The organism is Microcoleus sp. S13_C5, assembly GCF_036700845.1.
Lineage (GTDB): Bacteria > Cyanobacteriota > Cyanobacteriia > Cyanobacteriales > Microcoleaceae > Microcoleus.
Map to the genome: position 1 here is coordinate 122,875 of NZ_JAUBPR010000001.1, position 14,975 is coordinate 137,849.

At 45.2% G+C, this 14,975-nt stretch carries 10 protein-coding genes and 1 pseudogene; 7 read left to right on the forward strand and 4 right to left on the reverse strand.

Translation table 11 applies throughout. From position 1 onward, the window contains the following. The 5 genes and pseudogenes from QUA04_RS00510 to QUA04_RS00530 all read left to right on the forward strand — a co-directional run. A pseudogene (locus tag QUA04_RS00510) lies at window positions 1-714 on the forward strand (hypothetical protein); the annotation flags it as partial. A 20-nt stretch (window positions 715-734) separates the two neighbouring features. Then, window positions 735-1,604 carry a methyltransferase domain-containing protein gene (locus QUA04_RS00515; RefSeq protein WP_333252755.1) on the forward strand — a complete coding sequence of 290 codons (870 nt, stop codon included), beginning with the start codon at window positions 735-737 and terminating at the stop codon, window positions 1,602-1,604. A gap of 56 nt (window positions 1,605-1,660) precedes the next feature. Continuing rightward, on the forward strand, window positions 1,661-2,917 hold the full coding sequence (locus QUA04_RS00520; protein WP_333252757.1) for a glycosyltransferase family 4 protein: 1,257 nt from the start codon (window positions 1,661-1,663) through the stop codon (window positions 2,915-2,917). Between the two features lie 70 nt (window positions 2,918-2,987). Continuing rightward, window positions 2,988-4,241, forward strand: coding sequence for a glycosyltransferase (locus tag QUA04_RS00525; RefSeq protein ID WP_333252758.1), 1,254 nt, complete (start codon window positions 2,988-2,990; stop codon window positions 4,239-4,241). A gap of 43 nt (window positions 4,242-4,284) precedes the next feature. Then, a complete protein-coding gene (locus tag QUA04_RS00530; protein WP_333252760.1) occupies window positions 4,285-5,490 on the forward strand; it encodes a glycosyltransferase in 1,206 nt (401 codons plus the stop codon). Window positions 5,491-5,551: 61 nt separating this feature from the next. Here QUA04_RS00530 and QUA04_RS00535 read toward each other — a convergent pair whose 3' ends face one another. The 4 genes from QUA04_RS00535 to QUA04_RS00550 all read right to left on the reverse strand — a co-directional run bounded on the left by QUA04_RS00535 (window position 5,552) and on the right by QUA04_RS00550 (window position 11,873). Continuing rightward, window positions 5,552-6,472, reverse strand: a complete 921-nt coding sequence (locus tag QUA04_RS00535; RefSeq protein ID WP_333252762.1) for a methyltransferase domain-containing protein — start codon at window positions 6,470-6,472, stop codon at window positions 5,552-5,554. 93 nt (window positions 6,473-6,565) lie between these two features. Continuing rightward, a complete protein-coding gene (locus tag QUA04_RS00540; RefSeq protein ID WP_333252764.1) occupies window positions 6,566-9,280 on the reverse strand; it encodes a tetratricopeptide repeat protein in 2,715 nt (904 codons plus the stop codon). Window positions 9,281-9,753: 473 nt separating this feature from the next. Further along, window positions 9,754-10,359, reverse strand: a complete 606-nt coding sequence (locus tag QUA04_RS00545; RefSeq protein WP_333252766.1) for a 50S ribosomal protein L25/general stress protein Ctc — start codon at window positions 10,357-10,359, stop codon at window positions 9,754-9,756. Between the two features lie 185 nt (window positions 10,360-10,544). After that, on the reverse strand, window positions 10,545-11,873 hold the full coding sequence (locus QUA04_RS00550) for an adenylosuccinate synthase (protein WP_333252769.1): 1,329 nt from the start codon (window positions 11,871-11,873) through the stop codon (window positions 10,545-10,547). Between the two features lie 255 nt (window positions 11,874-12,128). Here QUA04_RS00550 and QUA04_RS00555 point away from each other — a divergent pair, with 255 nt between their 5' ends. Both QUA04_RS00555 and QUA04_RS00560 read left to right on the forward strand, forming a co-directional pair. Then, complete coding sequence (locus QUA04_RS00555) at window positions 12,129-13,166, forward strand: adenosine deaminase (protein WP_333252771.1); 1,038 nt, start codon at window positions 12,129-12,131, stop codon at window positions 13,164-13,166. A 249-nt stretch (window positions 13,167-13,415) separates the two neighbouring features. Next, on the forward strand, window positions 13,416-14,720 hold the full coding sequence (locus QUA04_RS00560) for an aspartate aminotransferase family protein (RefSeq protein WP_333252773.1): 1,305 nt from the start codon (window positions 13,416-13,418) through the stop codon (window positions 14,718-14,720). Window positions 14,721-14,975: the final 255 nt, after the last annotated feature.

Sequence of the window (14,975 nt, forward strand, 5' to 3'; positions counted from 1 at the left end):
CAGACTCAGAGTGAATTGGAACAATCCCAGTTACAACTGCATCAGACTCAGAGTGAATTGGAACAATCCCAGTTACAACTGCATCAGACTCAGAGTGAATTGGAACAATCCCAGTTACAACTGCATCAGACTCAGAGTGAATTGGAACAATTCCAGTTACAACTGCATCAGACTCAGAGTGAATTGGAACAATTCCAAGCAGTCCAGCATCAGACTCAGAGTGAATTGGAACAATTCCAAGCAGTCCAGCACCAAACTCAGAGTGAATTAGAACAATTTCAAGCACTACAGCATCAGACTCAGAGCGAATTGGAACAATCCCAGTTACAACTCCATCAAACTCAGAGTGAATTGGAACAATCCCAGTTACAACTCCATCAGGCTCAGAGTGAATTGGAAAGATTAAAGTTTTCGCCAGCTAGGGTTAGAGAAACTAAGGTCAAAAGTCAGATGCAGTACAAAGACTTATTGTGGGAGGGGTGGTACGCTTATTGCAAAGGCGATAGAGCCGGGATGGCTAACTTTCTTAAAGAATCCTTGAAGTGCACGCCTTTTTCAACAACAGAAACAGTTTTGAACTGGTTAGAAAATTTTGCTAGATTTTCGTCAGAAAAAGGAGAGATCCTCGATACCAATACCTTAGTTAACTCAGCAGAATGGAAAGAATTGATGCGTCGTAGCATTAATGGCAAAACTGCGCTAACCATCCATTAGTAAGAGATTGCAAGCAAGCTATGATGACAAACTCGGGTTTCAATATTGAGAAAACTATCATTAAGCATCAGCCATTGATTGTTAACGATGAGCCAAGCCTCACAAATCCAGTCTCGCAAATGGCCACCGAGGCCCAGTGTCGAGCGGATGCCTTCTACTATTGGTGTGAGGAAACTCGCCTGCCGCACGAGCCAATATTTCATCGAAAACTGTGGGAGTACGCCTATATCCTCCAGTGTCTGTCTGAGGCGGGCATGATGTCACCAGGCAGGCGCGGACTAGGTTTTGGTGTCGGCCAGGAACCGTTAGTAGCTGTAATGGCTGCGCGAGGCTCCGAAGTGGTGGCCACAGACCTAGATTCAGAGGAAGCCACTAAGCAGGGATGGGCAGGTACCGGTCAATATGCAGCCACGCTAGAGGCACTTAATGATCGCGGCATCTGCCCCCCCGAACGCTTCGCATCCAAGGTGAGTTACCGCGTGGCAGATATGAACAAGATAGCTCCTGATTTGGTCGGCTTCGATTTTGTCTATTCGTCTTGCGCTTTCGAGCACGTCGGCTCGATCGAACTGGGGCTGCAATTCGTCAAAAACAGCCTTAAGTGTCTGCGTCCGGGCGGAATAGCAGTACATACCACCGAATTCAACGTTTTTTCTAATGACGCGACGATCGACCACCAACAGACTGTACTGTTTCGACGGCAGGACATCGACAGACTCGCAGCAGAGTTGACAAGCCAAGGACACGAAATAGTCCTCAACTACAACACCGGAAGCGGGCCGTTCGATCGTCACATAGACGTACCGCCCTGGTCGGGAATACACTTAAAGCTTCAGTTAGAACAATATGTCACAACATCCTTGGGGCTACTGATTAAGAAGGCTTCATAGATTAAATCGTTTTTCAATCCTATTCAGCTATTTCTATTCAGCAAAAAACAAGACGAATGTTAAATCATCAACTAAATAATTCTTTGGGTGTAAATTTAGCCGGTCATATAACCGGTGATTTTGGGCTAGCAGAAGCCGCTAGAGGAAATCTCAGAGCCCTAGAAGCAGCCAGAATTCCCTTTGCAGCTAAGGATCTGAAAATAGATTGGCTACCCAACTCCGATACCAGCTACAAAAAATTTTCCGACGACAACCCATATCCAATCAATATAATCCAAACCAACCCAAATTGGGTTGAGCAGATTTTAGCAGGATACTTTCCCGGCATTGGTTCTGAATATTTCAAAGGCAAATACAATATAGGTGTCTGGTTGTGGGAACTGCCTGTTTTTCCCTCAGAGTGGCAATGGGCTTTTGATTTATTTGATGAAATCTGGACTACCAGTAATTTTTGTGCAGAAGCATTTTCCGCTGTCTCCCAGGTTCCTGTACTCAAAATTCCTGTTAGCCTCGCTTTCCCGCAACCATTATTAACAAGAGAAAACCTCAACCTACCCAAAAATAAGTTTATTTTTCTATTCATGTTTGACTTCGGGAGTTCCTTTGAACGGAAAAATCCCTTTGCCACCGTTGAGGCTTTTAAACGAGCTTTTGGTAAATCTAATCCAGATGTTTTACTCGTTCTCAAGTTTGCCAATGCTCATCTTTTTCCGCAACGCCGGCAGGAACTAATTGATTTAGCTGAGGGTTGGTCATCTCTTCAGTTTATAGACGGACATTTGAAAAAAGAAGAGATTCACGGCTTGGTTAATAGTTGTGATTGTTATGTGTCTCTGCATCGGGCTGAAGGATTCGGTTTAACAATGTCGGAAGCGATGTACTACGGCAAGCCAGTAATAGCAACCGCCTATTCATCTAATATGGAATTTATGAATGTTGGCAATAGTTTTCCGGTTAAATACGAACTGGTGACAACAACTGAAGATTATGGAGCTTACCCCAAAGGCAGTGTCTGGGCGGAACCAGATATCGATCATGCTGCGTCTCTCATGCAGTCTGTATTTGAGAATTATCAGGAAGCTCAGAAAACAGGAAAAATAGCAGCCAAGGAAATCAGGTCTTTATTAAATCCTCAAGCTGTAGGTATAAAAATCAAAAATCGCCTTGAATTTATCATGGCACATCTCAATCATAGCCAGTTGTCAAATCGGTTCCATGAACTTCAGACAGAAAGAGATCTATTGGCTCGTCAAGCCCAAGCTTGGAGGCAGACAGCGTTACAGGTACAGAAAGAGTTAGCAAAATACTCTTAATTTCAACGAGAATAGCGGTGAATTTTCAAGCATTTATTCGACGAGATATTTCTTAAGTAAAAGACGAACCATGTTAAATCAAACAATAGATTCTAATTTCGGCATCAATTTTATCGGACACCTGAGCGGTGAATATGGTCTGGGAGAAGGTTCGAGGGCCACTCTCAGAGCGATCGAAGCGGCTGGAATTCCCTTTGCACTCAAAGATATTAAAGTAGATTGGCATCGAAATTTAGATAACAGCTACACAAGTTTTTCCGAGCAAAATCCCTATCCCATTAACCTGATTCATACTCTGCCAGAACCCGTTGTTTTCAACATGGTCGATCGCGAATGCTTTAAAGGTCGATACAATATTGGCTTCTGGGCTTGGGAACTGCCGCTATTTCCTCCAGGGTGGTTGTACGCTTTTTCTTTATTTGACGAGATATGGACTTATAGCAATTACTGCGCTGAAGCGATCGCGCCCGTATCCCCCGTCCCTGTGATTAAGATGATGTCCAGCCTGGAATTTCCCGAACCGTCATTTGAGAGAGAAGCATTAGGATTACCCCAAGACAAATTTATTTTTTTGTTCATGTTTGACTTCCACAGTACCATAGGTCGCAAAAATCCCTTTGCTACTTTGGAGGCATTTAAGCGAGCTTTTGCTCAATCCAATGAAGATGTCTTACTGGTACTCAAGTTTTCTAATGGCAACTTTTTCCCCAAAGAACGAGACCAACTCAAAGCGCAAGCAGCAGGCTGGCCAGTTCACTTTATAGATGGGCATTTAAAGAGAGAAGAACTTCATGCTTTAGTGGCCAATTGCGACTGCTATGTTTCCCTGCACCGGGCCGAAGGTTTTGGTTTGACAATGGCGGAAGCGATGTACTACGGCAAACCCGTAATCGCTACTGGCTACTCATCTAATATGGAATTTATGAATGTCGGCAATAGTTTTCCGGTAAAATATGACATAGTGACGCTGACCGAAGATTATGGGCCTTACTTTAAAGGCAATTACTGGGCAGATCCCAGTATCGAGCATGCAGCATCATTAATGCAGTATGTTGTTGAAAATCCCCAAGCAGCCCAACAAGTAGGAGCAAGAGCAGCTCAAGAAATCAAGTCTTTACTGAGTCCTCAACTTCAAGGCATCAAAATCAAAAATCGGTTGGAAATCATTAGAAACAGAATGAACCAATCTACAAACTGGTCAACTCGTATCCATCAGATGCAGGAAGAGACGGCTGTGGCTCACTCCCAAATCCAAGTTTGGCGGCAGACAACACAGCAAGTTCAATCTGAACTAGCACAACACCACAGGCTTGCTAAGACTTAAAAAGTTTAATTTACTGTAGATATTTGTTATTAGGAGTTCAATCATGTTCAATAACACAAATTTTAAGTTGGGAGTTAATATTATCGGTCATGTGAGTGGCGAGTTTGGTTTGGGCGGGGGTGTGCGAGGGACTATCAGAGCGATAGAAGCAGCTAACATTCCTTTCACAATCAAGGATCTCAAAGAAGATTCGCAACGCAACTTAGATTCTACATACACCAATTTTTCCAGCGATCATTCTTATCCCATTAACATCGTCCATACCAACCCGCACGAATCCTTGTTGAATTGTATCGAGCCTGAATATTTTAATAATCGCTATAATATTGGTTTTTGGATTTGGGAACTTCCGGTATTTCCTGATTTTTTCATGGGAGCTTTTAATCGCTTTGATGAGGTGTGGACTTACAGCAATTACACTGCTGAAACGATTTCCGATATCTCGCCTCTCCCCGTTGTCAAATTACCACCTAGCATTTATTTACCGCCCAACGAGTTGAGGAGAGAATCTTTAGGATTACCTAAAGAAAAATTTATTTTTCTGTTCATGTTCGACATGGGTAGCGGTTTTGAGCGAAAAAATCCTTTTGCTACGATTGAGGCGTTTAAAAAAGCTTTTGGGAAGTCTAATGAAGATGTTTTACTGATTATTAAGTTTCGACCTCATCCTTATTATCAAAATCAGTACGATCAATTAAAAGCAATGACAGAAGACTGGCCCTCTATTCAACTTATCGAAGGGCATTTGAGCAAGGAAGAGGTTCATGGCTTAGTAGATAATTGTAACTGCTATGTATCGCTACATCGGGCTGAGGGTTTTGGTCTGACTATGGCGGAGGCAATGTATTACGGCAAGCCAGTCATAGCTACCGCTTATTCATCCAATACCGATTTTATGAATGTCGGCAATAGTTTTTTGGTGAAATACGATTTAGTGGCAACGACTGAAGCTTATGGACTTTACCCAAAAGGTAGTATCTGGGCCGAGCCGGATATCGATCATACAGCTTCGCTCATGCAGTATGTGTTTGAAAATTATCCGCAAGCACAGCAAGTAGGAGCGAGAGCAGCTAAGGAGATTAGGTCTTTATTCAATCCAGAGGTTATTGGTCAAAAAATTAGACATCGCCTTGAATATATTATGAGGACAATAGAAGAGAAAAAGTTGGTTGAATCGCAAGCTCAAGCGTGGAAGCAAGCGGCGCTGCAATCTCAGAGAGAACTAGACAGAGCAAGGCTTCAATTTTGATATTAGCAACTGTCTGGCATCAGGGATTATTTATTGTGGGTCTTCTGATGATAAATTTAGCCTACAAATCTTCCCCTCGCATACAGCAAATGTAGAAACAATAAGAATTATCTGGATTATCATTGATGAGTTCGCCGTGAACGAACTCATGATAGAAATTCTCCATACTTGATGTAGCGATCGATGTTGAAAGATCGATAAGTCCCTTAGTCTGAAGGATTTTAAAGTTGTGCTTCTCTATAAGATTGCACAAATCTTCGTAATAATATTCTATTTTGTGTTCGGCATGGATGTAACTATCAGGACTATGTACCTTTGTAGCTCGCCTGTTTGGGGTATCTAGTGCCAATATTCCCCCTGGTTTCAATAACTTGTAGGCTTCTGAAAGAACCTTTTCAGCCTCCTCTACAGTAACGTGTTCTATTGACTCTCCTGACCAAATTAGATCAAAGTAATTTTTCTGAAAGCAGGTTAAGTCTGCCATGCTTCCATAGACATATTCAATCTCACAGCCTTGGTAATTAACCTGTTGCGACCATTCGGGACCAGGAAACATCATTTGGTCGGGATGAAAATCTAAAATGTAGAGCTTTTCCGGTAGATAAGGATAGCCCAACTGTAACAAAGCACCTCTTTCATCGGAGCCAGAATAACCTCCCATGTCTAAAATAACTTTAGCAGGTGGAAGCAGTGTTCTAACCATTTCCATTCTGGCACTGTGAAGTTTACTAAGTGGGTTTTCGCCTCCTACACCTAGAAGGCGTTCTTGAAATTCATTTGATTCAATCATTTTTTGGATGACAGCAGCTCTAGACACACCTGCACTAATTTCATCCAACCAACCTTCTAATCCATCAGGGTCAGCTTCCCGCTCAAAGATTACCCAATAGGCCATCCAGAGATAACTCTTATCGCTTTTAGCATGAATAGATAAAGTCTTTTGGATATTTGATTCTAGACGCTGAGCTTCTTCCGGTGTCATTTTGGTTTCTCTAAATTCGATTGAGTTTGGTAGGGTAATAATATTGATTATCCGACATTAGACTGCGAAATGTATACCACCTCGCAGTCTAAATTAGAAAATCTTGGGTTCTAGCTCTAAGGCGTGACGGTAACAAGAACTAGCCTCATCTATTTGCCCTTTCTTAGTCAATACTTCCCCTAAATTATAGTGGAACCATGAGAAATCTGGTTTCAGTTCGATCGCGCGGCGGTAACAAGCGATCGCCCCCTCCAAATCTCCTTGATGTCGCAGCATATCCCCTAAATTGTTATGGATATACGGATCGTCAGGTTTTAACTCGATCGCGCGGCGGTAACAGTTCATTGCTTCCTCCCGCTGACCTTTTGCACTCAAAGCATCGCCTAACAATTGGTAAGGTTTATACTCATTTGGTTGAACCTCAATAGCGTGGCGGTAACAAGCGATCGCCCGCTCCATATCATTCTTTTGCCCGAAAAGCAACCCCAACTGCAAGTGCGCCTCACCACATTCGGGATTTACCTGCAACGCCATCTGATAAAAGACGATCGCCCCATCCGGCCAACTGTGCCGCACCAAAGCATTAGCCAACTCAACATAAAGGTCAGCATCATTCGGCGCAATCTCCAGCGCCTTGTGATACAACTGCACGTCATCACGATTCTCCTGAATCGCCCGCCGGTACAAACGCATCGCCTCCTTCAAATCCCACTGCGATCGCATCCTCAAAGCATCAGCCAACTTTTGCGAAAGCCACGGCAAATCCGCCTGAATTTCCGCAGCGCGGCGGTAAGCGGCGATCGACTCATCCCACCGTTCCAGCTTCTCAAAAGCCGTTGCCATGTTGTAATAAGTCCACGGAAAATCAGGATTCAAATCGGCCGCGCGTCGGTAAACATCGATCGCCTCCTCCCACCTTTCCATTTCTAGCAGCACGTCGCCCAACTTGCTCTGCGACCAGAAGAAATTCGGATTAACTTCGTTAGCACGCCGGTACGCAACAACTGCCTCATCCCAACGTTCCAAATTCACCAGCGCTTCTGCTAAATTGTTGTGCGCCCAAAAATGGTCAGGATTGAGTTCGATCGACCTTTGGTAAGCCGAAATTGCCTCCTCCCACCGTTCCAGTTTAATCAGTGCGTCTGCTAAATAGTTGTGCGACCAACTGAAATCTGGATTTAATTCTGTTGCTTTGCTGTAAGCCTCTACAGCTTCTTCCCACCGTTCCAACTTCAGCAGCACGTCTGCTAAATTGTTGTGAGACCAGCTAAAATCTGGATTTAATTCGATCGCCTTGCGGTAAGCATTTACAGCTTCCTCCCACCGTTCCAACTTAACCAGCGACTCAGCTAAATTGTTGTGCGACCAAGAAAGATTAGGATTGTTTCTAATGGCATTAGTGTAAGCTTCTACCGCCGCTTCCCACTGTTCTTGACCCTTAAGAATTTCGCCCAATTCGTGATAAGCTGCGCCAGCATTTGGGTTCAACTCAACCGCGCGCCGGTAACAGTCAATACCTTGATTTACCTTACCTTGCTCGATCAAAGTTTTGGCTAAACTCTCGTGTTCCTCAGCGGTGCCCGACTTGGGGTCGATCGCAAATGCTCGATACCAAGCCTCAGCCGCCTCCTCCGACTTGCCTAACTGACTTAACAGTTTCGCAAAATTGCGAAAAGCACCCGCAAAATCCGGCTTCAGGGCAATCGCCTTTTCGTAAGCTGAAACCGCTTGCTGCCACTGTTCCTGCTGCCCGCAAATGCTGCCGTAATTAGCGTAAGCTTCGGCAAAATTTGGGTTAATTTCTATTGCTTTGACATAGCAACTTTTAGCTTCATCAATTTTGCCGCCAGCTTGCAGCGCGTTGCCCAGCATTTTGTAAAGCGGCGCTTCCGGCTTAATTTGCAGTGCCTTCTTACAAGCTGCGATCGCCTGTTCTAATTTGCCCTGAGCAAAATAGCCTTCTGCCAATATTTTGTATGCTTCTGGATCTTCTATATTAATTGTAGAATTAACAGCCTGCTGCACTGGCGGCTTAACAGCCTGCTGCACTGGCGGCTTAACTGCCTGCTGCACTGGGGTTGCTGCGGGCTGCTGCTTAACTGCACCGTTTGTCGCAGTTGCACCCGCCAAAGTTTCCTGTCCCTCGCTGCCGTTTCTCGCATTAGCTGCGTTCAGTTCAATAGCTTTGCGATAATATGCTGTCGCTTCCTCTAACTTGCCTTGTTTTTTTAGCGCTTCGCCCAAATTTTGGTAAGCAGTCGCCACATTAGGATTTAATTTTATGGCGCGATCGTAACAAGCGATCGCTTCGGGGTATTTTTCCTGCCGAAAAAAAGCGTCGCCCATATTCAAGTGTTCCCCAGGCGCTACTTTTTCCGGTTCCAAACTAAATGCTTGATACCAGCACTGCTGCGCTTCTTCCGGTTTGCTAATTTGTCCGAATACTTTTGCTAAATTCCGGTACACGCCCGCGAAATTCGGCTTAATCGCGATCGCCTTTTGATAAAATCCGATCGCCTCCTGCCATTTTTGCTGCTGCGCGCCCAGGCTGCCCAAATTCGCATATACTTCCGCAAAATTCGGTTCTATTTCAATCGCTTTAGCGTACCAGTGTCGCGCCTCTTCCATCCTGCCTTGAGCTTGCAGCGCGTTGCCCAAAGTCTTGTAAGCCGGTGCAAAATTGGGGTGAATCTTCAAAGCTTGCTCGCAGGAGGCGATCGCTTCTTCTATTTTTCCTTGGGATAAGTATGTTTCTCCCTGTTGGTTAAATTGAACCGCTGTTGATTCTGTATTCACTGTTGATGGCATATGGGCGGCGGCTCCAGAGGCAGGAATTAAATAAGGTAGTCTAAACGTTTCACAATTATACTCGCGTTTGACACTAAGAGTAGCGGGCTTGTTCCCCTAATTCTTAATTTTTTTGATTCCCGCTGCTGGCGAGGAACCGGGATTCTCGGCTGATTTTTTTGATTTTACGGCTAAATATGTAAGAATCAGCCCGGTTTCTGGCTGATTTGCGCGCCCGTCCCGACTCTTGTAGCTTCTGGTCGATCGCCCGTTTTGTAAAGGAAAGTAAACACGGCAGGTTCTTGCTTGTGGGATGCTTTGTTGTGGACTGGGCAAGGGAACCCGCCTAAAAAAATCTTACAAACGGTGCCAGATGTGCGATCGAACCCAAACGAGAATAGCCTTTTTAGCAAAAAACGATCGCTTTTTTGCGAGAAAGCGATCGCCCTTTTTCTTCAACCATTAGTTAGTTAACAACTATTAGGAATTACTCATCAAGCTGCTGCGTCTGCGTCTGCTTCTGCGTCTTCTGCTTCAGAACCTGCTTGAATTCCCAGCACGGTAACAACCACCTGATCTGGTTCGCCGAGAGCTACCACTCCCGCAGGCAAAACTAATTCGTGAATGTGCAGCGCATCCCCAACCTTTAAATTAGAAATATCTACATCAATTCCTTCAGGAATGCTGTCAGGTTTGCACTTAACTGCTAGTTGCGTCAGCACGGTATCCAAGATGCCGCCTTCTAACTTGACCCCCACAGCTTCGCCGACAAAATTCAGCGACACTTCAACTTCCAGACTGTCTTGAGTTGCCACGGAGAAAAAGCTCAGGTGGTAAGGATAGCCTTTCCAAGGATGAACTTGAACTTCCCGCAGCAAGGTTTTTCCGCTCCAAGAGAGGTCGGGAATGGTGAGGTCAATTAGGGTATTGTTGACTACGTGCTTTTTGAGCAGGTGTTCAACTGTTTTGGCTTTGATGGTAAGGGAAATGGATTCAGAGCCTTTGTGGCCGTAGAGGACGGCGGGAATCAATCCAGAGCGGCGGAGGGCGTTAGGTTTGCTGCCTTCTGCCCGCTTTTGACATTCTACTGCGAGTTCCATTTTATGACTTTCTGTTGATTGTTTTCACATTTTATCAAATTTATGCTACAGCGATCGAACTTAATTAAATTCGCTGACTATTTGATAAAAATTGGGAATTGGAAAGTGGGAATTTGGCTATTCTCCGAATCTCGGTCTCTCCAACTTTTCCAATCTCCCCATCACTCTTTCCCAATCTAAAATGGTTAGGCTGGCGTACCGTCTGCTGAAAGCAAAGCGCGTTTCGGGCCGTGAATCGGGTCTTCTACAATAATAGTTTGGTCGCGGCTCGCACCGAGAGAAACGATCGCGATCGGCACTTCCATCAAGTCTGCCAAAAACTTCAGATAATCCAAAGCTTGCTGCGGCAAATCTTCCAAATTCCGGCACTCTTCCGTAGACTGTTTCCAACCTGGAAGGGTTTCGTAAATAGGTTGACACCGAGCAAATATCCGGGAACTTTTCGGGAAATCAACACATTTTTCGCCGTCAATTTCGTAAGCAACGCAAACTTTTATTTCTTCTAATTCATCCAAAACATCTAGTTTGGTAATTGCCAGACAGTCAAGGCCGTTGATGCGGACGGCGTAGCGGCCGATTACCGCGTCGAACCAACCGCAGCGGCGTTTCCTGCCGGTTGTCGTGCCGAATTCTGCACCTCTCTCGCCCAAAACTGCTCCTATTCCATCTACCATTTCGGTAGGGAAGGGGCCTTCTCCGACGCGGGTTGTATAAGCTTTTGCTACGCCAATTACGCGATCGATCGCTGTTGGACCGACTCCGGTTCCCACACAAGCCCCACCAGCGATGGGATTGCTCGAAGTAACGTAAGGATAAGTACCGTGATCTAAGTCTAATAAAGTGCCTTGCGCGCCTTCAAACAGAATATTTTTCCGCTTGTGAATTCCCTCATAAATCTTCAGGGAACTATCTACTACGTGCGGTCGCAAACGTTCGGCATAAACTCGATATTCATCAATTACGTCTTGCGGATTTAAAGGCGGCAAATTGTAGAGTTTTTCTAGAAGGACATTTTTACAATTAATCGTCCATTCCAATTGTTCTTGCAACCCTTCCAAGTCCATTAAATCGAGCATCCGAATGCCGGTACGTTCCGACTTGTCGGCGTAAGTAGGGCCAATGCCGCGTCCCGTCGTCCCGATTTTATAATTTCCCCGCTGCGTTTCCGATGCTACATCAATTAATCGATGATAGGGCATCGTGACGTGAGCCGTCTCCGAAATCATCAGCGAGGCTGTCGAAATATTCAGTGCCTCTAGCTGATCTAACTCTGCAATTAAAACTTTAGGGTCGATGACGGTGCCACAGCCGATAATACACTCTTTATCAGGGTAGAGAATCCCAGACGGAATTAAGTGCAGTTTGAAAGTCTGACCGTTTACTACCACGGTGTGACCGGCGTTGACGCCCCCTTGGTAGCGGACAACGATATCTGCGGATTTGCTGAGCAAATCGGTAATTTTGCCTTTTCCTTCATCGCCCCACTGGGCGCCGATCACAACTACGTTAGCCAAGGGTTTCTCGCGTTCAGTTCAGGTTGACACAATCTCCGATTATCTATGAATGCGTCCTAAATGTCAATCAATTTTAGATTTTAGATTTTGGATTTGAGATTTTAGAGGCTACGCCACGGATACATCGGTTCACAGGTCGATCGGATACGCAAATGAGTGTGAGCCGATCCACAGACGAGTCCGGGGGCAACAGACCCCATTGTTTTCGGCCAAATTAATTTTTGTTAACATTGAGAAAATAGAGGCTTTGTTGCCATGACTTTACACGCTGAGTTGCACCGCCATCTGGGTGGTTCTGTCGTTCCTAGGGTGCTGTGGCGGTATTTCGATCGCCACAATGCTGAGATGGTTAATCGATTTCAAGAATACTCGGAGTTTGAGGATTTTTACACTCGTCCGCGCAATACTCTGAATGAGTATTTGGAACTGCACACGCTGGTAGAAAGCGTTCAAACTGTTGAGACTTTGCCTTATTTCATCTATCGGTTGATGCGGGGCGCTTACGTGTTTGAAAATCTGGCTTATTTGGAGTTGCGCTATACGCCTTATTTGCGGACTCCTGAACATTTGGATCAGTCAGAACGCATTGATTTAATGGCAGAAATTGTACAGGTTGTGGGCAAGGCAAGTCAAATTAGCGATTGTCCGATTGTTACCAGCCAAATTTTGTGTATGCACTCGCGTTTACCCTATGAGGTGAATCGGGCGATCGTAGATTTGGCGGCGCAAATGGGAGAATATGTTTGCGCGATCGATATAGCTGGCGGCGATGCTTGTATTGGCGAGCGTTTGGAGGAGTTTGTCGGATTGTACCAGTACGCGAGGTCGATCGGCATCAAAACTACCGGCCACCTCTACGAAACTACCTCTGGCTGTTATCCCGAACTTTTGCCTTATCTGATGCGTATCGGTCACGGGATTCAAATTCCGTTAAAGTATCCCGAATTGCTAGCAGAAGTCGCGCGCAGGGGTCAATGCTTGGAAGTTTGCCCGACTACCTATCTCAAAACGGGGACGTTGCAGGATATGCGCGAATTGAAGGTTGTGTTCGATCGATGTTTTGAAGCTGGTGTCGATATTGCCATTTGCACCGACAACGCGGGATTACACAACGTGCGATTGCCTTTCGAGTACGAGAATTTGTTAACTTTGGATATCATTGATTTTCGGCAGTTGCAAGCGTGTCAAGAGGCCGCTTTCCGCCATGCTTTCGCGTGGCCATACGGGGAGCGGCCTGTGAAAATGCTAACTGGTTTGTTGCAGCATGAGTCTGTGGAGGCGATCGTTAATTAAAGAATATCTATTTAATTAACCGCTTTCATCGCGGAGCAAGAGAAAGAGGAAGATAGGGAGATGTTTTCCGGTAAAAACTCTACTTGGAAATGACAAAAACCTCTTTCTTCTTTTCCTTCTCGCTCTTTGCGTCTTCGCGGTTCGTTTAAAAAAGATATTTGTAAAATTATAATAAGCGTCTGGCGAGCGATACTCAGCCACAAGCTATAGTTTGGATGCAGAAGTATCAATATAAAAGGATAAAAAAACATGACAAATATGGACGCTTACTGGATGCCCTTCACTGCCAACCGACAGTTTAAAGCGAATCCGCGAATATTGGTTTCGGCAAAAGATATGCACTTTACAAGCGATGATAACCGCTCAATTTTAGATGGTACTGCGGGGCTGTGGTGCGTGAATGCAGGACACGCCCGCGAGACAATTGCCGAAGCAGTTAAACAGCAGGTTTTGCGTTTGGATTACTCTCCGGCTTTTCAGATGGGACATCCGGGGGCTTTTGAATTGGCGGAACGTTTGGTAAAGATGATTCCGGGCAATTTCGATCGCGTTTTCTTTACTAATTCGGGGTCGGAATCTGTAGAAACTGCTTTGAAAATTGCGATCGCTTATCACCGAGTGAAAGGTGAAGGAACTCGCCAACGATTAATCGGTAGGGAACGCGGCTATCACGGCGTTGGTTTTGGGGGAATTTCTGTCGGCGGTATAGGTACAAACCGCAAGTTTTTTGGCAGTTTGCTGACGGGAGTCGATCATTTGCCTCACACTCACAATCTCGAACACAATGCTTTCAGCCGCCAACAACCGGAATGGGGAGCGCATTTTGCCGATGAATTGGAGCGGATTGTCGCTTTGCACGATGCGTCTAATATTGCAGCGGTAATTGTGGAACCGGTGGCGGGTTCTACGGGGGTTTTGATTCCGCCGAAAGGTTATTTGGAGAGGCTGCGGGCGATTTGCGACAAGTACGGAATTCTGCTGATTTTTGATGAGGTAATTACCGGATTCGGGCGTTTAGGTTCTAGTTTTGCAACGGAATATTTTGGGGTGGTTCCCGATATTGTGACGGCGGCGAAAGGTATAACTAACGGTACAGTGCCGATGGGGGCGGTGTTTGTAAAACAAGGCATTTATGATGCTTTTATGAATGCTCCTGAAAATGCGATCGAGCTTTTTCACGGTTATACTTATTCTGGTCATCCTCTGGCTTGTGCGGCTGCTCTGGCGACGCTGGATATTTATGAGGAAGAAAGGCTGTTTGAGCGAGCTGATAAGATGGCTGGTTATTGGGAAAATGCGGTGCATTCTTTGAAGGGGGTGCGGCACGTAATTGATGTTCGGAATCTGGGACTGGTGGCGGGTATTGAGTTGGAATCTATTGCTGGGAAGCCGGGGAAACGGGCTTTTGATTGTTTCTTGCAGTGCTATGAAAAAGGGCTGTTGATTCGTACAACTGGTGATATTATTGCTTTGTCGCCACCGCTGATTATTGAGAAGGAACATATCGATCGCATTGTGGAAATTTTGACAGGGGTTTTGCAGGAACTGGAGTAGAAATAAAATGAGATTTTGCACCATTCTCGCTTAACAGGCAAGATGCCTGTTCCACAAACAGTAAAGTTATTGTGGGGTGGGCATCCTGCCCGCCCATAAAAGAGCTATGGATAATGGCGCAAGATATCAGATTAAATGAACCGCGAAGGCACGAAGGACACGAATGAGGAGAAAGAAGAAGATGCTGTTCTTCCTTCGTGATGTTCGCGGTTCGTTCAAAAAATTGAAAAGCGCTATAATAATTGACAACTAACG